Source organism: Campylobacter concisus (genome assembly GCF_015229965.1).
Classification (GTDB): domain Bacteria; phylum Campylobacterota; class Campylobacteria; order Campylobacterales; family Campylobacteraceae; genus Campylobacter_A; species Campylobacter_A concisus_BD.
Map to the genome: position 1 here is coordinate 40087 of NZ_JAAKZB010000006.1, position 24947 is coordinate 65033.

Genomic DNA, 24947 nt, shown 5'->3' on the forward strand with positions numbered 1-24947 from the left:
TTTAAAGGTATGGATTATAATTAAAAAGAGTTTATTGTTTTATAAAAGAAAAATTTTACATTTACTATAACTATACCCTAATCTTCTAGAAGCAATTTTTCATTGTTTTTAAAGGTTTTCATGAGTTCCTCAAGATATTTTTTGCTATTTACGCTAATAATATCCTTAAAAGCAAACTCTACAATTTTATAGTTATTTGATTTTTTCAATAACTCTACCTGTTTCTCTCTAGGCAAAATACTCTTTTGTTCCAAATCCCTTACATAATATCGTTGCGTTGTTTGCTTAGATACACCATTTTCATCTATAAAAATTCCACTAAAATCTTTAAAGTACCTATAACTTACTTGCGCTTTTTCTTCAACATAATGAGCGAACGTATACCAAAGTTTTCCGGATCCAAATGAAATAATCTTGCCATTATTACGTACCAATACATCATATACACAATTCTCACCAAAACAACTAGTAGTATTTTTTGCATACTCGCTTGTTTTATCCCCATGTATAGCAAATGAGAATATAGGATCATTAGTTCTGATTACGCCCTGCATGTGCCTAAAATACTCCGTAAGCGCACCCATTTTACTTATAGAATTGCGCTTATCATAACATTCACCATTACAAAAGCTATAAGTAAAAGTCGGCATTATTAGCACCCCATTTTCACCTATAACCTCCAGAAAAGACTGCAATATGACACTTAAAAATTCCTCTTTAGCTAGAAGTGGTTTCCCAAGTGGAAAAATCTCAGAATGTACACAAATATGATCACTCTTGTCTATGCCAAGTTTTTTTAAAGCTTCAACTAACTCGTGTGTATTAAATTTTTTATTATTAACTTCTAAAAAATTCATTGTTGTCTTACTTTTTCAATTAAATTTGCAATACTCTCAAAACTTTCAAAGCTCTCAGCATCAACAAAATCAGCGTTCACCGGTTTTTTGCAAAGACTTTCTATTGCAGAAACTAAAGCCATGACATCCATACTATCAATCCTACCAGAGCTTAAAAGATTTTTTTCATCCCCTTTAATATCATCTCTTCCTATTTGATTAAACAACTCTTTAATTTCACACATCTTTACTCCTTTTAAAATCTAATTTTATTTTTAAATCACCATCTAGCTGTAATACCAAATAGTTTTCATGTATTTCGTAATATTTCACTTCTCTAAAGCTATCAAAAACTTTTATTATCGGCTTTTTTACATTAGACAAAAACCCACAATCCATCGCTCTTAAAAATCTAAAAATCTTTTCTTTTGACTCTGAGATATCCAATATACCATTATTTGGCAACTCTTCTCTTTTTCTTGTTATGCCATAATTTTTATCAAAAGAAACAAACTTGCTTTGGTCAAAATTAGCTTCACATAAAATGCTTAAGCATTCGCTAAAACTTTCTATGGCGAGTTTATTTTGTGCTATTAATAAAGATAATGCGGTTGTATAACTATCAATAGTAATTTCCTTTTGCAAAATAACCGCACCTGTATCTATATTATTATCTACAAAGTGCCATGTTATTCCGCTTTTTTTATCATTTTCATAAATAGACCAAATATTTGGATTTGATCCTTTATGACTTGGCAAAATAGAATTGTGATAATTAATAATTATATTATTTAAAATATGTTGCTGCTTAAAAATATAAAAGTTATTGGCACTAACTATAAAGCTATCCTTTTTATTTTTCAAAAATTCATCGAGCCCTGTTTTATTACAACCTGGTTTAAATTCATAAAAAGTAACATCTTGTTTAAAAAAATCTTTTAATTTTCTAATACATTCAGTCGCAACCCTTGAAAAACCAACAACAATAATTTGTTCAAATTTTTTCATAGAGTGCCTTCCTATCAATTTTACCGTTTTGGTTTAATGAAAATTTTTCAACCTCAATAATTTTTTTTGGCATCATGTAATGTGGCAATCTACTTTTTAGAAATTCAACTATATTCTGCTCCGCTTTGCCTTCATAGAACAAAGATATTATCTCATTTTTAAATAGACAAATAGCATTTTTTACTCCGTTAATAGAATTTGTCAAACTCTCTATTTCTCCTAGCTCTACACGATGCCCTGCTATCTTTATTTGACTATCAATTCTACCATAACAAAGAAGCTCCATATTTTCATTATAAGCAACAATATCACCTGTTTTATAAATAAATTCACGATAATTATTTTGAAGAGGATTTTGTATAAAAGCTTCATTTGTCTTTTCTAAATTTGCATAATATCCTACACTTAAACCAGTACCACGTACATAAAGCTCGCCTTTTACAAAAGGATCAGTAACTAGTTTTAAGTTTTCATCAAAAACTAGAAGTTCAGTATTTTTACACGCTTGTCCTATTGGCAGGATTTCTTCATCTTTAAAATCTCTGTTACAAATATAATAACTACAAACATCTGTTATTTCTGTGGGACCGTAAAGGTTTGCAAATAGAGTATCAGGTAGAGCTTTACGCCAAAAATTTAGTTGTTTATTAGGCATAATTTCACCACAAAATAATACTTTTTTTAAATTTGGCAAATCTAGCTTTACTCTTAAATTTGCAAAATAAACTAACACAGATGGCACCCAAAAAATCATAGAAATTTGGTGCTTTTGCAAATACGCTAAAACTCTATTTGCAAAAATAAATTCAGTATTTTTAATAATATGAAGTTCTGCTCCAGCCATAATAGATGCGTAAATATCAAGAACAGAATTATCAAAATAAAATGGTGCCTGATTTACTAATTTCTCATCAGATGTTACATTAAAAGTTTCACAAACCCAACTAACATAGTCAATAACACTTTTATGCATTATTGATACACCTTTTGGAACTCCTGTAGAACCAGATGTGAAAAGAGTATAACAAAGATCGGTATCTATTTGAGTTTTTTTGGCTTGCTCTATCAATATTTTATCCAATAAATAGCTATCAAAGCACTCAGTCGATAAAAGGTTTATTTCAAAGTCATCTAATTTTCTATTACTAATAATAAGCCCTGGTTTTAAAATACTACAAATACTTTTAAGTCTCTCTTCAGGCGTATTTTCATCTACTATGGAATAAAAATTTCCGCTTATCGCCACCCCAAAAAAAGCACATATTGCATCAACACCTTTTGGTAAAACTATCAAAACAGGTTTCTTTTTAAGATTAAGCCTTAAAATTTCACTTGCAATTTTTAAAGAGGTATTATATAGATCAGAATAAGTAATGCTTGTGTCGCAATCAACTACTGCTATTTTTTTTGAAAACTTAATTGCTGAGTTTTCTAGAAGGTCACTAACATTTTTAATCATTTAACTTCCTCAATAAGATTAAATTTAATCAACTGATCAATTATTTCTTTTAACTTTCTTACTTCAATTCCTAAAATATCAGCTATTTCTAAAGCATCAGTTTCTCCATCACAATATGCTAAAAAATGTCTTATATTAAGCATCTGTTTTGGATATGCGCCTTTATTTATTGTTGATATTAAGCCTCTTGAGCCTAAATTTGGCTCACAAACTGTATTTAGCTTAAATTTTGCATTTGTTTCAAGGTTTAAAACAATGTTTTTCGCATATTTTAACCCGCCAGTTAATCCCTTTTGTGTAACAAAATTTAAATCATCAAGACTATTGTGATACTCTTTAAATTCTCCAAATTTTGAACGACATATCGCAACCGCACCAAGGTTTAAAGATGGGGTATTAAATTGCCTTTCATCACTTCCTCTATGTAAAAAACTATAAATTTTAGGATTTTTTGTAAGGTGTTTTATAGTATGAAGTGCTATTTTGTCACTTAAACTATTCTCTTTTTGGCTTAAAACAACGCTATATGCCTTTTCATCCCCTAGACAAGACATAACAAAAGCGGCTTTGACATTTTGTTTAAGCTCATTAAAATGCCTACTTATATAAGTTATTGAACCTATTGTTTCTGGAATAATTAAAAACCTATAGTTGTAGCGCCTATCTTGTAGTGATTTTACAAACTCTATAAGTTTTGTCATAACAACAGGACCGCTTAATTCATTATTTGCCATTTGTGGATGACAAAGATATGTTGAAAATAATACTTCATCTTTTGTTTGCGTAGTAGCAGGTATAAATAATTCACCATAATAAAGCGATCCATCATCTTTAAAATCAGTATCTATAAAAACCTCATAAACTCCGTCTTTTAAACTATCTAACTCTTTCTTGCTAATACAAAAGCCCCAACGTCTTTCATAATAACTAGTAACATAAGGAATAGCATTTGGTAAATGAGGTAAAGAATAAAGATGAGGTAAAAGCTCTTTTAGATGCATTTTTTTATGAATTTTTTCAGAGTAATTAACTAAATTAAGTGTATTTTTACTAAATTCGCAGATCTTTTTGCCATCAGGTGTGATTATATAAGCATCTCTCACAACCCACTCGGGAGGTATGGTCCAGTCAAAACACTTGGTGCCACTTTTGACAGAAGTTATATTTAGCTTAAAATTATCCCCATCTTTTTCAACTTCATCTTTTATGAATTGCAAACTTTTTAAAAATCCTTCTCCAGTGATAGAACGAGGAATTGTAAAAAGCTTTGTAGCCATGTCATGCATTTTCATTTAAACTCCTTTTTTAAAATGAAATATTACCATTTTTTTTAATCTTTTATAAATTTTAAGCTGATATCAAGAAATTAATTTTTGGAATAGATTTTGCATGTAAGCGTTAAGTTTTTAAATTTAAAGGGATTAAATGCAAGCTTACACAGCGAAAAACAACGTAGATTTGCTAGCTCCTGCGGCTACTAAAAAGCCTGCAGCTGCGAAGAAGTCTCAAAACAACGGCGAGTTTTTGTCGATGGTTTTAGACGCAGCTGCGAGCAAGGCAAATAGCGGTCAAAAGATCACCGAAAAGGATGTCAAAGAGATAGTAAAAACTGTTGATATCCAAAAAGAGACGATAGAAAAGGCGCAAAACGAAAGCGTGGCAAAAATTTCAGCCGCACTTGAAGAAAATTTGGACGAAGATACAAAAAATGAGCTCTATGAAAATGCAAATTTCATGCAGCTTTTGCAAGTTTTAGAGATCCTAAATGGCAATGAAAAAGTAAGTAAATTTCCAAATTTCAGCGACAAAATAGCAAATTTCTTAAGTGTGCCCCAAAACGTTGAAGAGCTTAGCAACGTTAAAAGCGTTAGCGATCTTATCGACCTTGCTAAGAAATTTGACCTTGGCCTTGAAAATATAGAAATTTCAAACGAAGATGTGCCAAAACTAAACGAGATGTTTAAAAATTTGGGCAAGCAGGAATTTTTCACGCCGATAAAGACTGAGGACAAGCCTTTTTACCTAAAAGAGCTAAAAAATGAGGTCGAGCAAACTATCATCAAAAACGAGCCAAAAGAGGTCGTAAAGCTTGATACTTTGCTAAAAGAGGTGGTGGCAAATCCAGTCAGCGAAGTTAAAAATTTAGTCAAAGAAGAGCCTAAAAAGCTAGATGATAGTGAAGTAAAGCTTGATGATGAGATAGTGGATATTGAGCCAGATGAGCAGCCAAAAGAGCCAAAAGCAAAGATAAATTTACACGAGCAAAAGGCGCAAAAAGCCCCAACTCTTGAGTCGCTACTCTTTCCAGAAAGAGAGCAGATGAGCGAGGCTGAGCTAAGCGAGGAGACCTTTAGTAGCGATAACAAATCAGAGCTAAATCAAATGGTAAAAGATATCGCAAATAGCGCTAAACACCAGCTTCAAACAAAGGCAGAGATAAAAGAGACGCTTAGCAACTTCTCTTCTACGCTAAAAGAGCAGGTGCAAAACTACAAAGCGCCGATCACTCGCTTTAACATCACGCTCAATCCGCTAAATTTAGGCGAGGTCGAGATCACGATGGTTAATCGTGGCAATAATTTGCATGTAAATTTTAGCTCTACCACAGCTACAATGAACCTCTTTTTACAAAACCAAGCTGAGTTTAAAAACAGCCTTGTAAATATGGGTTTTACCGAGCTTGAGATGAATTTCTCAGACCAAAACCAAAGACAAGAAAAAAGAGAACAAGCAAAAAACAAATATAGCTCAAATCAAAGCGACGAGAGCGAAAACGCCCAAGCGGAACAAAGCTTGCTTGAGCTAGTAATACCAAGATATATTTAGGAGAGATTATGGCTTCAGTTTCAGATATAACTACACAAACAACGCAGCAAAAAAATGCCGAGAAAAAGGCAAAAGCAAGACAAGACGCTGCAGCTAGCACAGGAACTAATCCAAATGGACAGCTTGACAAAGATGCATTTATGAAGCTACTTTTAACCGAGCTTCAGCACCAAGACCCAACAAGCCCTATGGATACTGAAAAGATGCTAACGCAAACTAGCCAACTAGCATCAGTCGAGATGCAAGAAAACACAAACAAAGCGATGAAAGAGCTAGTAAGTCAGCTAAAGTCAAACGCAAATGCCTACGCTATCTCAGCCCTTGGCAAGATGGTCTCAACTGGCTCAAATGCAGTCACACTAACAGATGAGAAAAAAGATGCAAATTTTGCGCTTTACTTTAAGACAGATCTTGCAAATGGCAAAATCGAGGTCAAAAACGCAAATGGTCAAGTCGTAAGAACAACTGATCTAAATGAGACAAATGCAGGCGTTCATAACCTAGCTTGGGACGGCAAAGACGCGTCTGGCAATCAAGTGCCAAACGGCTCATACACCATTTCAGCGACTTACACTGGCAAAGATGGCAAAGAGTATAAAACACAAGTAGGCAACTACCCAGTCGAGGCGGTGAAATTTGTAGATGGCAAGGCTATGATGAAGGTAGCTGGCGAATACGTTTCAATGGATAAAGTATCTGAATATTACGAGGGCTAAAAGCCATGATGAGAGGTTTTTACAACGGGGTTAGCGGCATCAAGACGCAAAGCTTTGGCATGGATGTTTGGTCAAACAACATCTCAAATATAAACAATGTCGGTTTCAAAGCTTCAATCCCTGAGTTTAAAAATTTAATAAACCAAAACCTAGTCTCAGCAGGAAGTGGCCCAACTAGCGATCAAGTGGGACTTGGAGCTACCAAGCAAACGACTGCACTTGATATGTCAAATGGTAGCTTTCAAAGCACTGATAACAACTTTGACCTTGCCATAGGCGGAGATGGCTTCTTTGGCGTTGTCGATAAAACAGGCAAAAACTACTACACAAGAACAGGCACTTTTGACATAGATGCGGCTGGAAATTTAGTAGATACTAGGGGAAATTTACTCCTTGGCACGCTTGCAAATTTCACTCCAACCACGCCAAGTGCGAGCGCTCTTAAAAAATATGGTCAAACCTCAAGCGCCCCACAAGCTTACACGGTCTCGCAAGAGGAGCTAAGTCTTGGCGATCCTGGCTCGCAAAAGGGCATAACACTGCCTCATTTTTTATTTATGCCAGCTGAGGCTACTACAAACATCAGCCTAAAAGGCAACCTAAACTCAAGCCGCATAACAGATAAAAAAACGACAGCCATTGATGCTAGCGAATACGCCTACACGCTTGATAATACAAACAAGACGATCTCGCTAAACGGACAGATCCCGCTAAGCACCACATCTCTTGGCGCAAAGGCTGGCGATAGCGTGGTCGTAAAGGTAAAAGACGGCGATGGTAAATTTAGCGAGTTTTCTACCACTCTCGAGGGTGACGGCACTTGGCAGATAAACGACAAGAGCCTTAAATTTATGGATTTTGCAAATTTAGAGGTAAATGCTGAAGTCACCTCGCTCGTTGAAGTGCCAAACAAAGAGAAACTAACCTCTGATATCTACAACGCAGACGGCACAAAGAGCTTGGTCACTATAAATTTAACCAAGCAGATCCCACAAGCTGGCGACCAAACTATCTGGGACGCGGTGGCAACGATAACTGATGCTAGCGGAGCCGTGCAAAACACAGCGATGGGCTCACTTACATTTAATGGCAGTGGTAGGCTTGTCGCAAATACACTAACAAGCGTTGGCGGCGTAAATTTAAACTTTGAAGGCGACGGCGATGCGGACGTTTATAACGGCATGACAAGCTCAGCAAACGCTAGAAAAGATTTCAACATAAAAAGAGATGGCTACGCTGAGGGGCTTTTATCAAAATATAGCGTCGATGACCGCGGCAACATCATGGCAAATTTCGACAACACTCGAGCATTCCCCGTGGCAAAAGTGGCGCTTTATCACTTTATAAACGACCAAGGCGTGGCAAAGGTTGGTGACAATCTTTATGAAGCCACAGCCAACTCTGGCGAGCCATTTTTTTACAAAAATAAAGCTGGCGAGACAGTTTATGGGGCGCAAATTTTAGCAAACAAGCTTGAGATGAGTAACGTCGATCTTGGTCAAGCACTAAGCGAGGTGATCGTCACGCAAAAGGCCTACGAAGCGAGCGCAAAAAGCATCACGACAAGTGATGAGATGATACAAACTGCTATCCAGATGAAGAAATAATCCTTAAAGTAAATTTGGGCGAGCAATCGCCCTATTTTTATAACTTTAAATTTACTTTATCCCTTTCAAATCCCCTAAAATACTTACTTTTCTCTAAATATAGCAATATAATTTTAAGCGTGCTGGTTATAAAATTCATTTAATTTCTTTTTTTAAGGATTGTCAAATGAAAATGCTATTTTTAGCCCCAGTGCTAGCATGTAGTCTTGCCTTTGGTGCTGATGTCATCGCAAAAGACGCAAATATTACGCTTGATGGCAAGATGATCGGTAAGATCGAGGTTTTAACGCCAGTTGAAGTCGTCGAAAAAGGCGATAAAACGAGCAAGATCAAGGTTAGTGGCGTCGTGTCGGCAAACTACTTGGCTCAGCTTCAAAGAAGCGTAGAAGATCCTGAAGTTTTTGTAGCTTTTGATGACGAGAGCGAGACAAATTTCAAAAAAGTAAAAGATCTTGAAGATGACTACGGCGAGGTTTGGTATCAAGCTGATGGCGTTTATGAAGTGCCAAATGACGCACTTGGTGGCAACCAAAAAGAGCTTTACGCAAAGGCAAAGAAAATTTACGAAGAGACCTGCTCAGCATGTCACAGGCTGCACGAACCAAATAGCTTCACAGCTGCTCAGTGGCCAGCAAATTTATCTGGCATGGTCGATGCGAAATTTGTCGCACTTGATGAAACTGATCTAAATTTAGTGCTTAAATACCTACAACACAATGCCAAAAAAGTAAAATAAATTTTCATAAGGGAGAAAATATGAAAAGACGAGATTTTATAAAATTTTCTGCACTTGCTGCCACAGCAGCGCAGGCAAACAAGATAGAGGGCGTGACAAAGACCATTTTTGACCAAAACAAGACCTTTGGCGCAAATAGATTTGGGCTATTTTGGGCAAATACCAACTCAAACCAAATCGTCTCTGTTGATCCATTTGAGGGCGATAAATTTCCAAATACCATGAACAACAGCTTGCCAGACCTCATCCAAAACGAAAGCCGCGTGCTATATCCATACGTAAGAAAGAGCTACCTAAAGGCAAAAGGCGCAGCAAAGAGCGAACTTCGCGGCAAAGAGGAATTTGTGCGTGTTAGCTGGGAGACAGCCCTTGATCTAGCAGCAAAAGCCTTAAAAGAAAATTTCGACAAATATGGCCCTGAGAGCATCTACGGCGAGTGCTACTGGTGGGGTGGCAGCGGTAAGATCAGCTGGGGCAGGACTGTTGGTCACAGGATGCTAAAAGTGCTTGGCGGATACGTCGAAGAGAGTGGCGATTATTCAACTGGAGCTGGCCTTGTCATCATGCCTCACGTTTTAGGCAACAGCGCCGTTTATGACGCTCCGACAAAGTGGGAGGCCATCGCTAAAAACGCTAAAAACGTTGTATTTTGGGGTACTGACCCGCTTGTAACTGGTCAAATTTCATGGCAACCACCAACACATGATGGCTATCTTGGCATCAAAAAGATAAAAGAGGCAGGCATAAAAACTTATAGCGTTTGCGTCTTTAAAAACGACACCACAAGATATCTTGGCTCTGAAGCTATCATAGTTCGTCCAAATACCGACGTAGCAATGATGCTTGGCATGTGCCACTATCTATATGAAAACAAGCTTTATGACGAGGAATTTATCAAAAAATACACAGTTGGCTTTAATAAATTTAAAGACTACCTACTTGGCACAACTGACAAAGTGGTAAAAGATATCAACTGGGCGAGCAAAATTTGTGGCGTAAAAGCTGAAGATATCGCTAAATTTGCAACAGCACTTGCAAAAGAGCCAAGCGTCATCATCGCAGGTAGATCACTTCAAAGACAAGATCACGGCGAGATGGGCTTTTGGGGCATCGTAACACTTAGTGCGATGCTAGGTCAGATAGGCAAAGAGGGGCTTGGATTTGAGTTTAGCCTAGGATACGACTCTGCGGGCGCTACGGATAAGATCGCTCCGGTGCTAAAAGGCATCAGCACTAGCATCAGCGAAAAATACGACAACGTAGATGGCGCTCCTTGGAAGAAATTTAAAAACGTCACCATCCCATCTTCAAGATCGATCGAGGCTTTGCAAAACCCCGGCAAAGAGATAGACTATGATGGCTCAAAGATCAAGCTACCACACATGAGAGTGGCTTACATGGCGTCTGGATCGATGTTTACAAGGCATCAGGATGTAAATAACGCCGTAAAAGCGTGGCGTAAATTTGACACCGTAATAACCGCTGAGCCATTTTGGACAAGCACAGCAAAACTAAGCGACATCGTCTTACCAGTAGCCCTTGAAGTCGAGAGAAATGACATCAACCAAAGCGTGCCTACAAACGAGTACATCGTAGCTTACAAGCCTGTCGTAGAGCCTATGGGCGAGAGCAGGAGCGATTATTGGATCTGCTCACAAATCTGCAAACGCTGGGGTAGAGAAGAGGTCTTTACAGAGGGCAAAGATGAGCTTGGCTGGGCGAAAGAATTTTACGCAGACGCAGCCGAGCAAGCTAAGGGCATAAATGTCAAGATGCCAAGCTTTGATGAGTTTTGGAAAGAGGGATATGTTAGATTTGAGCAAGATGACGAAGCGAGCAGATACTACACAAGGCTTAGCGCTTTTAGAGAAAATCCTCACAAAAACCGCCTAGGCACGCCATCTGGCAAGATAGAGCTCTACTCTCCAACTATCGCTAAATTTGGCTACAAAGACTTTGCGCCGCACGTTGCTTGGATAGAGCCGTTTGAGTGGCTTGGCAGCGAAAAAGCCAAAAAGTATCCATTTAGCGTCACAACCCCGCACTCAAGATACCGCCTCCACTCACAGCTAAACAACTCAATAATCAGAAACTACGCTGAAGTATGCGCAAGAGAGCCAATGCTAATAAACGTAAATGACGCCAAGGCAAAAGGCATCGCAACTGGCGACGTGGTGAGAGTATTTAACGATAGGGGCGAAATTTTAGTTGGTGCGCTAGTCACTGACATCATCCCAGAGCATGTCATCGCCATCTGCGAGGGCGCATGGTACGATCCTGAAGTGCTAGGCGAAAAGAGCCTTTGCAAGCACGGCTGCGTCAATGTCCTAACTCGCGACAAAGGCACATCTAGCATAGCTCAAAGCAACTGCGGACACACGATCCTTGCAAATTTAGAAAAATATAAAGGCGAGATCAAACCGATCACTGCGTTTTCTAAACCAAAAATTTTGCAATCTTTGTAGAATTTATAAATTTAGCCCTCGCTTGGGGGCTAAATTTGATCATTTGCTGTTTTAATCAAAATCATCTTGCGGCTTAAATTTATAATCAACCTGCTCTAAGGCGCTAAATATCACTTATTGAAAACAACTGGTGCTAGAATTTATCTATAGAACCAAAATGATCGCTACTAAATTTATTTTTGCAAATTTAGGCACGCTTTATCGCCTAAACAAAAGCTACAAAGCAAACAAATTTCTATACCTTTAAAAAGACAAACTGCTACCCTGAAGTGCTTTTAGATCAAGATGATTGCAGAGCAAATTTCGCAGTCAGTGTAAATTTGGCTAAAAATTTGCTAGTAAAATTTTAGATTTAAGTCCGAAACGATTAAATTTCGTCGTAAATTTTCATGCTACTAAGTTTTTCTCGTTAAATTTAATGAGAGCAGAGCAATCATAACTAACTGCATTGTCGCTAGTTCTCAAAACACTGCCACCAACACAAGGCAAGCTTTTTTAATAGCCCAAATTCACAATCCACCTTGTTTTTACTCTTTAAATTTAGCTCAAGATATAAATTTACGAGTAGAATTTGGCTCCAGAGATGGTTAAATTTGGTCGTAAATTTTATGTTATTAAAAATTTTGATGAGAATACATCAACTATAACCAACTGCGTTATCGATAGCCACAAGCAATGCCCCCGCGCATAATATCAGCATTTTCTAGTAGTTCAAATTTATTACTTCTTTTTGTAAATTTACCCTGTTGTATCTTTTTAAATTTAGCTCCAGAAATGTTTAAATTTAGGCGTAAATTTCTATTTATAGTCAAATTACTAAGCGCGTATCAAACGTAACTATCCACCATTATCACGAGCCATTAGGACATCACAGAAATAAACCATAAAAAAGTATCTTTTTCTGGTAGCTCAAATTTAGCGCTTTCGTTGTAAATTTGGTCTCTTTTTTAAGTATCGTAGCTTCAAAAATTTAAGCCATAGCAAACAAATTTAGCAATAAATTTCTATCTCATTTGGTTTTGTAGTTAAATTTAGTGGGCATATCAACCACAATCAACTTTACGCTACATTGATAAACCTTGCCTTCATACAACCTACAAAAGCCGTCTTTACTCGATAAATTTACAAATTTGGCTTATTTTATTATTTGAAATCGCAGCGTCCAAATTTTTAAATTTAAACCCAAAAAACTAGATTTAGCCCTAAAATTTTATGTTTTTAGACTTTACGACTAATTGCCACAAACCGCACAAGATTATGCTTATCTAATAGTTCAAATTGACTGCCTATATTGTTTTTAAGCATCACAGCCTTAACGTTTTTAAATTTACGCCCAAAAAGACTAAATTTAACTCCATAGATTTTTAAAATTTGCACTCAAATTTAGCAGTAGAGCTTCGTCTTCAACCAACCGATTTTTCTATCCCGCACTGAACGATATTGTTTAAGCCCAAAGTATGCTATCAAATTCGTCAAAAATGGCTCAAAATGCTCATCAAACCCAATCAACACGCGTCTTTAAGCATTGCTAAAAACGGCAACCTCTACACTACCGCACTTGCTCTAGGTTTTTATTATCTCTTTGTTTCTAATAGCATAAAAATTTGATCTATAAATTTTATAAATTTAATGCAGATCGTTTAATAAGTGAAAATTTCTACTAAATTTTAAATAAGCAAATTTGATAAATTTAAATGAAAATCGAGTTTTTGAAGTTTTAAAATGGAGTTTAAAAAAAATGGTGCGGATGAGAGGACTTGAACCTCCACGCCGTGGGGCACCAGATCCTAAGTCTGGCGTGTCTGCCAATTTCACCACATCCGCACAACAATAATAAGTGGTACGCCCATCAGGATTCGAACCTGAGGCCTACGGCTTAGAAGGCCGTTGCTCTATCCAGCTGAGCTATGAGCGCATAAAGTCTTTCAAGTGGCGCGCCCGATAGGAGTCGAACCCATAACCTACAGATCCGAAGTCTGTCGCTCTATCCAATTGAGCTACGAGCGCCCAAAATGGGGTGAGTGATGGGAATCGAACCCACGACCCTCAGGACCACAATCTGATGCTCTAACCGACTGAGCTACACTCACCATTTAACATGGTCGGGGTGAAAGGATTCGAACCTTCGGCCCTCTGGTCCCAAACCAGATGCGCTAACCAGACTGCGCTACACCCCGCCTGAGTCGTGTTTGTAAGTTTATGCCACTACCTCATTAAAAAGTCGCATTGTATCTAAAAATGTTATTGTTGTCAAGAAAAAATTAGTTTTGGACTTTGTTTTTATAAAATTTCAAGAATTAAGTGTAAATTTCAGACTTTAAAGCTTTTGATAAAAAATCTAGCTAAAAAACGACGCGAGCAGCGCTAAAGCTGATATGAGCTGGCAATGCTCCTTGTGCTGGCTTTATCATGGTCTGGCTAAAACGCTTAAATTCTGGAGCTTCCCAAAGCTTTTTACATAAGCCTTGCTCGCTGATATCTACTCCCAAGCAGCTTTGATCTGCGGCAAAGAATTTTAATGAAATGCACCTTTCATTTTTAGCAAAAAAGCCAAGATCGCCAGAACTATCCACAACCCCAGCATTTGTCATCTCTTTAAATTTTACTTTATTGTTTGTAGTATCAAGAGCTAGTTTGCCTTGTGATATATAGTAGGCATTTATCTCTTCGATAGCGGTTCTAATCTCCGCCATAGTCTTTACCAAGACCGCATCATCTCTTGTAGCACTGATCCTTGGGATAGCAATAGCTGCTAATACGCCAATAACAACTATTACAAAGATGAGCTCTATCATAGTAAAAGCTTTTTTCATCACTTCATCCTTGAAATTTGAAGTTGGGAGATTATAGCTAGAATTTTTATAAATGAAAAATAAATTTTTAAGGGAAATTTAAAGAGAAATGGCAAGGAATTTCCTTGCCAAAAAGCTAGTGAGCTTAAATTATTCGTATTTTACGCCTATACCGCCAAATTTTAAATACTTTTTACCGTTATCATCAGTCAGAGCATCTTTAACACTTTTTAAGCCAGGTAAGCCCCATATATCATTACATAGACCTGCTGTTCCAACCACTACCTCTAAAGCACCACTTGTTGTAGTTGAAGGGCCTTTGACTTCTAAACAGTTATCTGCTTTTGCCTTAACAGGATTTGCAACGTTTGTCATCGCAGCTATATCAATATCACTACTAGTAGTGCCGCCACTACTTGTAGTTTTTGTAGCAAATTTACCTTGTGAGGTGTAATATGCACCTAAATCAGAAATAATAGTCTGTATGTTTGTGGCAACTTTAGCTTTCTCTGCATCATCCCTTGTTGCAGCTAGTCTTGGTATAGCAACCGCAGCTAATATGCCTAAAATCACGATCACGAAGATCAACTCGATCATTGTAAAACCTTTTTTCATGGTTTCCTCCTTGAAATTAAAAATTTGGCGGATTATACAACATTTTTTTCAAAATGCAAATAAAAACTAAATTTTTTACAATTTAGCCGATTTGGTAGTTATGAAAAATAATTCCGCTATAATGACGCTCAAGAATATGGAGATTTTATGAAAAAAGTTTTATTTTGGATGGTAGTATCTTTTTGCATTTTGAGCGCAAATTCATCATTTGAGCCAGTGCTTTCATCAAAATATAACGAAAAACAAGCCTACATCGGTAAGAAGCTCTTTTTTGACAAAAGGCTAAGCACCACTGAAAACTACTCATGCGAAACTTGCCACAACTTATACTGGAATTTAAGTGGCACAAACTCATCTTACACCAGCCAAAAGGGCGTTATAAACCCACCTAGCGTGCTAAATTCGGCTTTAAATTTTCTATTTTTTACTGATGGCAGGGTAAGAAGCTTAAAAGATCAGGTAAAAGAGTCGATAAATTCTAGAAATGAGCTAAATTCAAACAAAGATGAGATAGTAAAAAAGGTAAAAAGCATAGGCGAGTATGGGATTTTGTTTAATGATGCATATAGTGATGGCATAAACTACGAGAATATAGTAGATGCTTTGGTGGAATTTGAAAAGGCTATTTTAAGCATAGATTCGCCATTTGATGAGTATCTAGCTGGCAATGATGACTCCATAAATGCTGAGGCAAAAAAGGGCTTTGAGCTCTTTAATAAAATAGGCTGTGTGGCATGCCACAATGGTAGAAATTTAGGCGGAAATTTGATGCAAAACGTGGGCTTAAAAGATGCAGGTGAGAGCAGACGCCTCATGCGCGTGCCTTCGCTTAGAAATGTAGCAAGAACGGCTCCATATCTAAGCAGTGGCGAAATGAGCGATCTAAAAGAGGTCATAGGCTTTGTGAGCTATCATCAGCTGATCCACACACTAAGTAGCGAAGAGCTGGAGCAAATTTATAAATTTTTGCAAACACTAAATGGACGCAGACCTAGGATACTAAATGAATAAAAGACAAGCAAATATCATCTTAATCGTCCTAGCAATTATCTTTTGCTTTAGCTCAACCTACATCTACATGGCAAATAGAGCAGTTACTGCTGTTAGTAAATTTAATGATACGATCTTAAGTCTTATCTTACTAGATAACGAGCTAAGCTTTAGTTTAGAAAATAACGTACTTCGCCTAAACTACGACGATGTAAATAAAAATTTAAAAAGTTTTGATCAAAATTTAACCAGACTTGATGAGCTAAACGAAATCATACATGTCTTTTACCAAGAGAAAAATGCCAAAACTTTAAAGGTCATAAACGACGACTTTTTAAAAAAACAAAGGCTTGTAGATAGGTCAAACTACGCTAGCTCGTCAATGGCTGCTTATATCTTATCAGGTGAATTTGAAATAGCATCAGAGAAGAAGCTAGATGCACTTAATGTGATATTTCACGCGATAAAAAGCTCAGCCATAATCAGCCCTGAAACGCTAAATCAAACAAAAGAGCAGATACAAAAGTATAAAGATACCTACAAAAACGACGCAAAAGCGATCTTGGTGCTAAATAAGGCAACTTACGCGCTTGAATTTGCAAAAAACCTAAGCGCCATAGCTAAAGACTCTGTTGATCTAAAGCTTGGGCATGAGTTAAGAAAATTTAGAGATGATACCCTAGCCTCTTACAGCATAATGATACGAAATATAGTGATAATGCAAGTGCTTTGTCTTATCAGCTTCGTGCTATTTTGCGCACTGGCCTTTTACCAAGCAAGAGTGCTAACTAAACAGCTAAAGCAGATAAAACTACTAAAAACGACAGTGGATGCAGGACACAGCTCGATAGTCTTTTGCGACAATGACAATAAAATTTTATATGTAAATAAAACCTTTGAGTCAAAAACTGGCTATAAACTAAAAGATGTTGTCGGCAAAAGTCCTAAAATTTTAAAATCAAATATGCACCCAGAGAGCTTTTACGCTGAGATAAGAAATGCTATAAATAAGCACATCTCATGGGAGAGCGACGAGCTAATAAGCAGGACAAAAAGCGGCAAACTGCTCTATGAGAAGGTGCGTTTTGCGCCATTTTTCTTTGAGGGCAAGCTAGAAGGCTACATGGCTATAAAGCTTGATAGGACAAAAGAGCTTAGCATGCTTAAAGAGCTAACTCAAAAAAATGAGCAGATAAAAATACAATCCTCAATCGACAAGCTAACTGGCTTTGGCAACTACTTCGCTTTGACTGAGATGATAGAGGCGAAAAAAGATGGAATTTTGATCAGTATAAGCATCAAAAACTACAAGATGCTGCGATTTTTCTACCAAAACAAGGTCATCGAAGCCATGCTAAAAGCGGTGGCAAATACGCTAAAACTCTGCGTTGATACCTACTCTATAAATGCTGAGCTATTTAGGTTTCAAGATGATGCGTTTTACATCTGGTATCAAGGCGATGATATCGTTAGAGATATCGGCTTTATAAAAGAGTATTTTAACTTTAGTAGGATGAATATCGAGATAGACGGTAAATTTGAAAACCTACCTGGCATCAAGATAACTCTTGGCGTCTCTTTGTCAAATGACACACCGCAAACAAACCGCCTAATGCAGTCGATCCTAGCTAATCAACAAGCAAGCGATAGCGGCAACGAGATCTACTACTACCTAGAAAACGATGCGATCGAGATGAGATACTATAAAAACCAACTCATAACCGAACTCATCGAGTATGCCCTAGAAAACGACAAGGTGATAGTCGAGTGTCAGGGAATTTTTAACGTGCATGAAAATGAGACGGAGGCAAAATACTACGAAGTTTTGGTGCGCATAGTCGATCAAAACGGCAAGATCCGCTACCCAGGCGAGTTTTTAGAGATCGCAATGAAGACGCAACTTTACCTTCAGATAACAAAAAAAGTGATCGCTCTAGCCTTTGATCTAGTTAAAAAATATCCAGACTATACATTTTCTATCAACCTCTCAAGCTCGGATCTAACCGATCCTGGTGTTAGAGAAATTTTAGATGAAAAGCTAGAGAGCTGCCCAGATCCTAGCAGAGTTTGCTTTGAGATGCTAGAGAGCGAAGAGCTTAGCGACTACGGCATGGCAAATGAATTTATAAAAAGAGCTAAAAAATATGGATGTAAAATCTCGATCGACGACTTTGGCTCTGGCTACTCTAACTACTACCGAATTTTAGAGCTTGATATAGATAACATCAAGATAGATGGCTCGATCATCAAAAAGCTACCAACCGATGAAAACGCAAGGGTTTTGGTTGAGACTATCGTGAGCTTTGCTAGAAGACAAGGCTATAAGATAGTGGCTGAGTTTGTGAGCAACGAAGAAATTTTAGAATATATAAAGAAATTTGGAATTTCATACGCGCAGGGATTTTTACTAGGCAAGCCACATCAGATGTAAATTTTGCAGTTAATTTAGAGCCTATAAAAAACTAAATTTAACTGCTTTTTGCTTTTATACTCGTGCGAAACCTCTTTTTTAAATTTTGCTAGACGTGAAATTTGATCTCTTTTTACAAAACGAAAATTTAGGAATTTGTTTTTAGAAATCTTGAAATTTGGATTAACTAGATTTTAAAGCTTATGTGGATAAGATTTTGTCTTTTAGAAGTGGTGACCCATACGAGACTCGAACTCGTGTTACCGCCGTGAAAGGGCGATGTCCTAACCGCTAGACGAATGGGCCACGGTCGGTTATGAAGTTGGGATTATATTACTTTTTAACTTAAATTTACATAAAAGGACAAATCGTTGAAGAAATTTTCACTTGTTTTATTATCTGCTCTCATTTTTTCAGGCTGTGTTGCGACTAAAACACCGCAAAGCTCACAAGCTTTTCAGGTCACTTTATTTTCTCCGATGATAAAGATAAATGATGTTGGATTTTTTCACACTTATAAAAATGATCTAAATTTACAAATTTATAGCTCTGGCGTAAATACCGCAAATATCAATATAAAGGACAAAATTTGCGTAAATAGCGCTTGTTTTAAAAAGACAGAATTTAACGAGAAATTTTTTCTAGCGCCGCATTATGAGAGCCTTTTTGAAGAGATTTTGCAAAGGCAAAAAATTTATGACGGCAAAGGTCTAAGCACCACAGAGTGCGGCTTTAGACAAGATCTAAGTTCTTATTTTATAAAATACGAAGTTTGCGATAACTACGTCAAATTTATCGACAGCAAAAATAAAATAAAAGTGATAATAAAAGAGTTAAAATGAGATACATAGGGGCTCACGTAAGTGCGGCTGGAGGCGTCTTTAACGCACCGATAAACGCTGCAAAAATAGGAGCAAATGCCTTTGCGCTTTTTACAAAAAACCAGCGTCAATGGAGCGCAAAAGAGCTAAGCGAGGGCGAAATAGAGCAGTTTAAAGCAAATTTAAAAGCCTCTGGCATAAGCGCCGATCACGTCTTGCCACACGCAAGCTACCTCATAAATTTAGGCCATCCAGAAAAAGAGGCAAGAGCTAAGTCCCTTGAAGCCTTTATCGACGAGATAGAGCGAGCTAGCAAGCTTGGATTAAAACTTTTAAATTTCCACCCTGGCTCACACCTAAAGCAAATAAGCCAAAACGAGTGCCTAGATAACATCGCAAGATGCATAAACGAAGCGCTAAAACGAACAAGTGGCGTAAAACTAGTCATCGAAAACACAGCCGCACAAGGCTCAAATTTGGGCTTTGATTTTGCGCAGCTGGCGTATCTGATCGAGCGTGTGGATGATGAGAGCAGAGTTGGCGTTTGCATCGACACTTGCCACGCATTTGCCGCTGGGTACGATCTAAGAAGCAAAGAGGCTTACGCTAAGACGATGGGCGAATTTGACGCGATCATCGGCTATAAATTTCTATCTGGCATGCACCTAAATGACGCTAAATTTGGGCTTGGCTCAAAAAAAGATAGGCATGAGAGCCTTGGTAAGGGTGAGCTTGGGCTTGGCGCTTTTGAAAATATAATAAATGATGATAAAATAGGCGAAATTCCCTTGATTTTAGAGACGATTGACGAGAGTATTTGGGAAGATGAGATCAAAATTTTAAGAAACCTAGAAAAGGAAAAGCTATGAAAAGAGTGCTTTTAAGCATTGTTGCGACGTGTTCTTTATTAAATGCTGGGGGTTATAAGGTCCCTGAGCAAAGTGCTGACTCTTTAGGGCTTGCTGCTAGTAACGTAGCCTTTAGTTTTGGGGCTGATGCGGCTTATTTTAACCCTGCAAATATGATGTTTTTAGACGGGCTTCACCATTTTGAAAGCACGCTTGGTTGGTTTCATATAAATTCCATCGACTTTAAAAGCGATGATGGCAAAAGCTACAGCTCAAAGAAATTTGACTCGCTAGCTGGCACATTTAGCTTTGTAACGCCAGAAATTTATGAAAACTGGAGATTTGGACTAGCCCTTGCCGTGCCTGCTGCCGTTGGCATCTCGTGGGAGGATCCAGCTACTGCTTTTACTGGCAAGAGATTTAAACTGCAAGTTGTCGAGCTAAATCCAACCGTGGCTTACCGCATAAATGATAAGCTTGCCGTTGCTCTGGGCGCTAGAGGCGTTTATAGCAAGGGTAAGATAGCAAGCGACTTTGGAGGTTTTGGCTACAGAGAGATACAAGGCGATGGGATAAACTACGGTTACAACGTCGCTCTTACATATAGACCAATTGAAGACCTTAGCCTAGCTGTAACATATCGCTCAAAGGTTGATATGGAGCTAAAAGGTAGCACCGACGCTGACTTTAACGGACAGCTTGCACCTATAAGCTATCACGGCAAAACTAGCGTCAAGATCCCTTTACCTGCTCAGCTAGTGCTTGCAGCTGGATATAAATTTAGCGATTTTACACTTTTGCTAGCATTTGAGAGGACTTACTGGTCTAAATTTAAAGATTATGACTTTGAATTTGGCGATAAGACAGCAGCTCACACGAGTTCTCCGCTTAGCGGATACTTTAAGTCATTTATGGACGATCCAGTCGTTAAAAACGCAAAGGATACAAACACATATAGGATAGGTCTTGCCTACGATGTCAATGAAAAACTTAGGCTAATGGCTGGCTTTTCATATGATGAAGATATAACTAGCAGCGAGCATACTGGCTTGGAGCTTCCAAACACCACTTCTCAAGCTTACACGGCTGGAGTGAATTATAAATTTACACCAAATTTAGAGGTAGGGCTTGGCTATGTATATCAGCACCGTGATAAAAAGCGTGCAACAGATATAAAAAATGGCACTCGCAATGGCATGGGCTCAATGTCAGGAGAATTTGAAACTGGCAAGATACAGATAGTTGCAACAACATTTAAATACTCTTTCTAGGGCTAAAAATGCAATACTCTTATAATAATTTTTATGAAATTTTGACCAAAGTAGCAAAAGAAAGTCCAAACCAGATAGCGATCTTTGACGAAAAAGAGAAGCTAAAATACCATGAAATAAAGCAAAACGTCGATAAAGTGGCGGCTTACTTGCAGCTTTGTGGGGTAAATTTTGGCGACAAAGTGGCTATGGCGGTGGCAAATTCGAAAGAATTTATCATCTCATACCTTGCCATCACGGCTATCGGCGCGGTCGCAGTGCCGATGAATACCTTTTTAAAGACAAATGAGTTTGAGTATATCTTAAACGACTGCGGCGCAAGGGTGCTCTTTGCCTCCAGCTCGCTTGCAAAGGAGCTAATCGCACTTAGTGAGCTTGAAATTTTAAGAAAAATAATCTGGATCGGTCAAACGCCAAAAAAACTTCAAAGTGCCTCAAAAGACGACTATGTAAGCATTGATGAGGAGTATGGCGAAAGCGCCTATCTCTCTTCAACTCCACAAATTTCAAAAGAGGATATGAGCAAGGGCTATGAAAATAACGGCGTTGTAAAAAATGTAAATTTCAGCGAAGCGCTAAATCATAAATACACCCTAAGCATCACAAAATACCCTAAAATAGACGATCTCATGCACATCATCTACACCTCAGGCACCACAGGCAAGCCAAAGGGTGCGATGATATGTTACAAAAATATCCTATCAAATTTAGTCGGCGCTCATGAGCGTTTTAAGGTTAAAAAAAGCGATAGATTTATCGTGTTTTTACCGATGTTTCATAGCTTCACGCTCACAGCGATGGTGCTTTTACCGATATATGCAGGCGCTTCGATGGTGCTTGTAAGATCGGTCTTTCCATTTTCAAACGTGCTAAAGCAGACGCTACTTAAAAGGGTCACTGTATTTTTGGGTATCCCAGCCATCTATACAGCTATCGGCAAGGCAAAAATCCCTTGGTATTTTAGATGGTTTAACCGCATAAGGCTATTTGTAAGTGGCGCTGCTCCGCTTGCTAAGCAAACGATTGATGATTTTAGAGTGAAATTCCCACGTGCAACGCTCGTTGAAGGATACGGCCTTAGCGAATGCTCGCCAGTCGTAGCGGCAAATTTATTTGACAAGCAAAAGCTTCTAAGCGTAGGTCCTGCACTAAATGGCTATGCTGTAAAGATCGTAAATGACGAGATGATGGAGCTACCAGTCGGCCAGATCGGCGAGATCATCGTAAAAGGCGACTGCGTCATGCAAGGCTACTACGGCATGCCAGGTGTGACTGATGAGACCATTATAAATGGCTGGCTAAAGACAGGGGACCTTGGCAAGATCGATGAAGAGGGCTTTATCTACATCGTTGATCGCAAAAAAGACCTCATCATATCAAAGGGCATAAACATCTATCCACGCGAGATCGAAGAGGTCATCTATAAGCTTGAAGCAGTCGAAGCTGCAGCAGTCATCGGTGTAAAGGACGTGCATGCAGACGAAGAGGTCGTCGCCTTCATACAGGTAAAAGATGGCATGGATCTTGATGAAAAGACGGTTAGAGAGCATCTAAAGAAAAATTTAGCAAATTTCAAAATTCCAAAAAGCATTTATTTTGCCGAGGAGCTGCCTAGAAACGCGACTGGCAAGGTGCTAAAACGCGTGCTAAAAGAGCAGATAAAGGATAAAATTTAGTGAAGTATTTGCTTGATTTTCTAAACCAAGACCTCAAAAAAAGCAAAATTTACGAGCTTATAAAGTGCGGCGATGAAGAGGGAGAAATTTTAAAATACCTAAGCAAAGCCTACGTGCAAGGCACAGCTAGCATGAGCGTTTTTGAGCTACTTGGAGCTGTCTTTGGCACGCAAAATGACAAGCAGCTTTTATACCTTAAATTTATAAAAAATTTGCTGGGTAGCGGCTGGATAGTGCAAAACTACAGCCTCTTTAAAATGCCAGAAAACTCGCAAAAAAGCTCTAACCAAGGGCTACTCTCGCTACTTCACTCTGAAATTTCACTCTCAAGCACATTTTTAAAGATACTTGAATATGGCAACGCTGATATAAATTTACCAGAGCTTGCGCCGTATGAAGATCATTTGGAGTATTTAAAAGATCAGTTTTTAAAGATAGAGCTTTACTCTAAGGCTGCGATATTTGAAGGTGGCTCAAATGACGCTAAAAAGCGCATAAACGAGCAAATTTCTGAGCTTACAAAACGCATAAACGAGCGCGTAAAACTAAGCAAGATCAGCCTAAAAATAGAGCAAATTTTTAAAGAAAATTCGCTTGATGAAAAAGAACAGATTATATTTTTAGCCCTTTTAAAAGAGGAGTACGCGGGCGACTTTGAAAACGGCCGCGACCTAAACACGCTAGTTGGGCTAATAAGCAAAGATGAGCTTGAACGCATCAAAAATCGCACACTTTTAGAGGACGGCTCAAGGCTCATCGAGGGCGCACTAATCGACTACGACGAGGTTTTAAACGCTTATGGCAACGTAAGCAAGAGCTTTTTTATAAACGAAGAAATTTTGCAAAGCATAATGCACCCAAAAAATGACAAAAACAGCAAAAAAATCAAGATCGAAAGCCTAGTAAAAGAGCAAGAAATTTTTGAGCTCATTGAGCCAGTAACAAGCCTAGAAGACGTCGTGCTAAACGAAAAGACAAAGCAGCTTTTAAGCACGATACTAAAGCAAGTCGATAAAAAAGTGCTCGCTAGACTTAGCAGCTGGGGCATAAAAACTAGGAAAAATATAGACGCCAAGATCATCTTTTACGGCGAGCCTGGTACTGGTAAGACGATGAGTGCCGTTGGGCTTGCAAAGAGCCTAAAGAAGCAAATTCTAAGCTTTGACTGCTCAAAAATTTTAAGCAAATATGTCGGCGAGAGCGAGCAAAATGTAAGGAAAATTTTTGATACTTACAAAGAAATTTGCAAAAAAAGTGGCAGTGAGCCAGTGCTCTTGTTAAACGAGGCTGATCAGTTTTTAAGCACGAGGGTGGAGAGCTCGAGCGGGGCTGAGAAGATGCATAATCAAATGCAAAATATCTTTTTAGAGCAGATCGAGCGCTTTGAGGGCGTGCTGATCGCCACGACAAATTTCTTGCAAAGCCTTGATGTGGCATTTTCTAGGAGGTTTGACTACAAGATCGAGTTTAAAAAGCCTGATTATAACGGTAGACTTGCCATTTGGCGTAAAATTTTGCCTGAAAATGCGAGCTTTGAAGATGGCTTTAGCGTAGAAAGGCTGGCTGAGTTTAACCTAAGTGGCGCGCAGATCGTCCTTGCACTAAAAAACACCGCTTTAAAAGTGGCGATAAAAGATGATGGGATTTTTACCTTTGAGGACTTCAAAACCACGATAGAGCGCGAGCTAAACTCAAGCTTTGGCGAGGATAAAAAGATGGGATTTGGCTATTAAGCCTTATCTTATTTTATAAATTTGACTTTGCGCTACACAAAACCGCTGGTTTGATAAGAAATTTGCTTTACTCAATAAAATTTAGAAGAGTTTTGCCACTAAAATCACAGAAAATACGAGATAAATTTAGGCTTTGGC

The 24947-nt window shown here is 38.2% G+C and carries 18 protein-coding genes, 6 tRNA genes and 1 pseudogene; 12 read left to right on the forward strand and 13 right to left on the reverse strand.

Annotated features, from left to right (window positions below):
- Positions 1 to 77 precede the first annotated feature (77 nt).
- From G6W43_RS04000 to G6W43_RS04020, 5 genes are read right to left on the reverse strand one after another with little or no spacing between them, the layout of a single operon-like run.
- Entirely contained in the window at positions 78 to 857 is a 780-nt protein-coding gene (locus G6W43_RS04000; protein ID WP_103617327.1) for an AAC(3) family N-acetyltransferase, read from the reverse strand.
- Positions 854 to 1081: a phosphopantetheine-binding protein gene (locus G6W43_RS04005; RefSeq protein ID WP_103617326.1), complete on the reverse strand. Its 228-nt coding sequence runs from the start codon at positions 1079 to 1081 to the stop codon at positions 854 to 856. Before G6W43_RS04005 ends, G6W43_RS04000 begins: the two co-directional genes overlap by 4 nt.
- Positions 1074 to 1844, reverse strand: coding sequence for a formyltransferase family protein (locus G6W43_RS04010; protein WP_103617325.1), 771 nt, complete (start codon positions 1842 to 1844; stop codon positions 1074 to 1076). Before G6W43_RS04010 ends, G6W43_RS04005 begins: the two co-directional genes overlap by 8 nt.
- The gene (locus tag G6W43_RS04015) at positions 1831 to 3303 is read right to left on the reverse strand and encodes an amino acid adenylation domain-containing protein (protein ID WP_103617324.1); all 1473 of its coding nucleotides are present in this window, start codon (positions 3301 to 3303) and stop codon (positions 1831 to 1833) included. Before G6W43_RS04015 ends, G6W43_RS04010 begins: the two co-directional genes overlap by 14 nt.
- Entirely contained in the window at positions 3300 to 4595 is a 1296-nt protein-coding gene (locus G6W43_RS04020) for a DUF4910 domain-containing protein (RefSeq protein WP_316246324.1), read from the reverse strand. The genes G6W43_RS04015 and G6W43_RS04020 overlap by 4 nt, the downstream gene beginning before the upstream one ends.
- Before the next feature lie 1222 nt (positions 4596 to 5817).
- Here G6W43_RS04020 and G6W43_RS10850 point away from each other — a divergent pair.
- From G6W43_RS10850 to G6W43_RS04045, 5 genes and pseudogenes are all read left to right on the forward strand, one after another.
- Positions 5818 to 6129 (forward strand): annotated as a pseudogene (locus G6W43_RS10850) (flagellar hook-length control protein FliK); the annotation flags it as partial.
- Positions 6130 to 6137: 8 nt separating this feature from the next.
- Entirely contained in the window at positions 6138 to 6845 is a 708-nt protein-coding gene (locus G6W43_RS04030) for a flagellar basal body rod modification protein (protein WP_148785641.1), read from the forward strand.
- Positions 6846 to 6850: 5 nt separating this feature from the next.
- Positions 6851 to 8452: a flagellar hook-basal body complex protein gene (locus G6W43_RS04035; RefSeq protein ID WP_194169220.1), complete on the forward strand. Its 1602-nt coding sequence runs from the start codon at positions 6851 to 6853 to the stop codon at positions 8450 to 8452.
- A 166-nt stretch (positions 8453 to 8618) separates the two neighbouring features.
- The gene (locus tag G6W43_RS04040; RefSeq protein WP_194169221.1) at positions 8619 to 9188 is read left to right on the forward strand and encodes a hypothetical protein; all 570 of its coding nucleotides are present in this window, start codon (positions 8619 to 8621) and stop codon (positions 9186 to 9188) included.
- Positions 9189 to 9208: 20 nt separating this feature from the next.
- Positions 9209 to 11653 (forward strand): molybdopterin-dependent oxidoreductase, encoded by a 2445-nt coding sequence (locus G6W43_RS04045; protein ID WP_194169222.1) that lies wholly within the window; start codon positions 9209 to 9211, stop codon positions 11651 to 11653.
- A gap of 1739 nt (positions 11654 to 13392) precedes the next feature.
- On the opposite strand, the gene G6W43_RS04050 is transcribed toward G6W43_RS04045, so the two are convergent.
- The 7 genes from G6W43_RS04050 to G6W43_RS04080 form a co-directional block, all read right to left on the reverse strand.
- A tRNA-Leu gene (locus G6W43_RS04050) sits at positions 13393 to 13477 on the reverse strand.
- A gap of 14 nt (positions 13478 to 13491) precedes the next feature.
- Positions 13492 to 13568 (reverse strand) — tRNA-Arg (locus G6W43_RS04055).
- 15 nt (positions 13569 to 13583) lie between these two features.
- Positions 13584 to 13660: transfer RNA gene (locus G6W43_RS04060), tRNA-Arg, on the reverse strand.
- 6 nt (positions 13661 to 13666) lie between these two features.
- A tRNA-His gene (locus G6W43_RS04065) sits at positions 13667 to 13743 on the reverse strand.
- Between the two features lie 9 nt (positions 13744 to 13752).
- Positions 13753 to 13830 (reverse strand) — tRNA-Pro (locus G6W43_RS04070).
- Positions 13831 to 13995: 165 nt separating this feature from the next.
- The gene (locus G6W43_RS04075; protein WP_194169223.1) at positions 13996 to 14466 is read right to left on the reverse strand and encodes a type II secretion system protein; all 471 of its coding nucleotides are present in this window, start codon (positions 14464 to 14466) and stop codon (positions 13996 to 13998) included.
- 129 nt (positions 14467 to 14595) lie between these two features.
- Positions 14596 to 15060, reverse strand: coding sequence for a type II secretion system protein (locus G6W43_RS04080; RefSeq protein ID WP_087583421.1), 465 nt, complete (start codon positions 15058 to 15060; stop codon positions 14596 to 14598).
- 147 nt (positions 15061 to 15207) lie between these two features.
- On the opposite strand from G6W43_RS04080, the gene G6W43_RS04085 reads away from it, so the two are divergent.
- Positions 15208 to 16071, forward strand: coding sequence for a cytochrome-c peroxidase (locus G6W43_RS04085; protein WP_149712418.1), 864 nt, complete (start codon positions 15208 to 15210; stop codon positions 16069 to 16071).
- Positions 16064 to 18481 (forward strand): bifunctional diguanylate cyclase/phosphodiesterase, encoded by a 2418-nt coding sequence (locus tag G6W43_RS04090; RefSeq protein WP_012001026.1) that lies wholly within the window; start codon positions 16064 to 16066, stop codon positions 18479 to 18481. Before G6W43_RS04085 ends, G6W43_RS04090 begins: the two co-directional genes overlap by 8 nt.
- Before the next feature lie 210 nt (positions 18482 to 18691).
- Here G6W43_RS04090 and G6W43_RS04095 read toward each other — a convergent pair.
- Positions 18692 to 18766, reverse strand: a tRNA-Glu gene (locus tag G6W43_RS04095).
- 65 nt (positions 18767 to 18831) lie between these two features.
- Between G6W43_RS04095 and G6W43_RS04100 the strand changes: the two genes are divergently transcribed.
- Genes G6W43_RS04100 through G6W43_RS04120 form a run of 5 tightly spaced genes read left to right on the forward strand, consistent with a single transcriptional unit; the run spans position 18832 to position 24809 of the window.
- Positions 18832 to 19302 carry a hypothetical protein gene (locus G6W43_RS04100; protein ID WP_021087028.1) on the forward strand — a complete coding sequence of 157 codons (471 nt, stop codon included), beginning with the start codon at positions 18832 to 18834 and terminating at the stop codon, positions 19300 to 19302.
- The gene (nfo, locus tag G6W43_RS04105; protein WP_103606286.1) at positions 19299 to 20150 is read left to right on the forward strand and encodes a deoxyribonuclease IV; all 852 of its coding nucleotides are present in this window, start codon (positions 19299 to 19301) and stop codon (positions 20148 to 20150) included. The genes G6W43_RS04100 and nfo overlap by 4 nt, the downstream gene beginning before the upstream one ends.
- Positions 20147 to 21400 carry an OmpP1/FadL family transporter gene (locus G6W43_RS04110; RefSeq protein WP_021087101.1) on the forward strand — a complete coding sequence of 418 codons (1254 nt, stop codon included), beginning with the start codon at positions 20147 to 20149 and terminating at the stop codon, positions 21398 to 21400. The genes nfo and G6W43_RS04110 overlap by 4 nt, the downstream gene beginning before the upstream one ends.
- An 8-nt stretch (positions 21401 to 21408) precedes the next feature.
- Positions 21409 to 23076 (forward strand): fatty acid--CoA ligase, encoded by a 1668-nt coding sequence (locus tag G6W43_RS04115; RefSeq protein ID WP_194169224.1) that lies wholly within the window; start codon positions 21409 to 21411, stop codon positions 23074 to 23076.
- Positions 23076 to 24809, forward strand: coding sequence for an AAA family ATPase (locus G6W43_RS04120; RefSeq protein WP_194169225.1), 1734 nt, complete (start codon positions 23076 to 23078; stop codon positions 24807 to 24809). Before G6W43_RS04115 ends, G6W43_RS04120 begins: the two co-directional genes overlap by 1 nt.
- The last annotated feature ends 138 nt before the right edge of the window (positions 24810 to 24947 follow it).

What these genes read in the sequence shown, in the direction of transcription:
- G6W43_RS04000 (WP_103617327.1), bottom strand. Translation starts at nt 857, where the DNA reads ATGAATTTTTTAGAAGTTAATAATAAAAAATTTAATACACACGAGTTA.
- G6W43_RS04005 (WP_103617326.1), bottom strand. Translation starts at nt 1,081, where the DNA reads ATGTGTGAAATTAAAGAGTTGTTTAATCAAATAGGAAGAGATGATATT.
- G6W43_RS04010 (WP_103617325.1), bottom strand. Translation starts at nt 1,844, where the DNA reads ATGAAAAAATTTGAACAAATTATTGTTGTTGGTTTTTCAAGGGTTGCG.
- G6W43_RS04015 (WP_103617324.1), bottom strand. Translation starts at nt 3,303, where the DNA reads ATGATTAAAAATGTTAGTGACCTTCTAGAAAACTCAGCAATTAAGTTT.
- G6W43_RS04020 (WP_316246324.1), bottom strand. Translation starts at nt 4,595, where the DNA reads ATGAAAATGCATGACATGGCTACAAAGCTTTTTACAATTCCTCGTTCT.
- G6W43_RS04030 (WP_148785641.1), top strand. Translation starts at nt 6,138, where the DNA reads ATGGCTTCAGTTTCAGATATAACTACACAAACAACGCAGCAAAAAAAT.
- G6W43_RS04035 (WP_194169220.1), top strand. Translation starts at nt 6,851, where the DNA reads ATGATGAGAGGTTTTTACAACGGGGTTAGCGGCATCAAGACGCAAAGC.
- G6W43_RS04040 (WP_194169221.1), top strand. Translation starts at nt 8,619, where the DNA reads ATGAAAATGCTATTTTTAGCCCCAGTGCTAGCATGTAGTCTTGCCTTT.
- G6W43_RS04045 (WP_194169222.1), top strand. Translation starts at nt 9,209, where the DNA reads ATGAAAAGACGAGATTTTATAAAATTTTCTGCACTTGCTGCCACAGCA.
- G6W43_RS04075 (WP_194169223.1), bottom strand. Translation starts at nt 14,466, where the DNA reads ATGAAAAAAGCTTTTACTATGATAGAGCTCATCTTTGTAATAGTTGTT.
- G6W43_RS04080 (WP_087583421.1), bottom strand. Translation starts at nt 15,060, where the DNA reads ATGAAAAAAGGTTTTACAATGATCGAGTTGATCTTCGTGATCGTGATT.
- G6W43_RS04085 (WP_149712418.1), top strand. Translation starts at nt 15,208, where the DNA reads ATGAAAAAAGTTTTATTTTGGATGGTAGTATCTTTTTGCATTTTGAGC.
- G6W43_RS04090 (WP_012001026.1), top strand. Translation starts at nt 16,064, where the DNA reads ATGAATAAAAGACAAGCAAATATCATCTTAATCGTCCTAGCAATTATC.
- nfo (WP_103606286.1), top strand. Translation starts at nt 19,299, where the DNA reads ATGAGATACATAGGGGCTCACGTAAGTGCGGCTGGAGGCGTCTTTAAC.
- G6W43_RS04110 (WP_021087101.1), top strand. Translation starts at nt 20,147, where the DNA reads ATGAAAAGAGTGCTTTTAAGCATTGTTGCGACGTGTTCTTTATTAAAT.
- G6W43_RS04115 (WP_194169224.1), top strand. Translation starts at nt 21,409, where the DNA reads ATGCAATACTCTTATAATAATTTTTATGAAATTTTGACCAAAGTAGCA.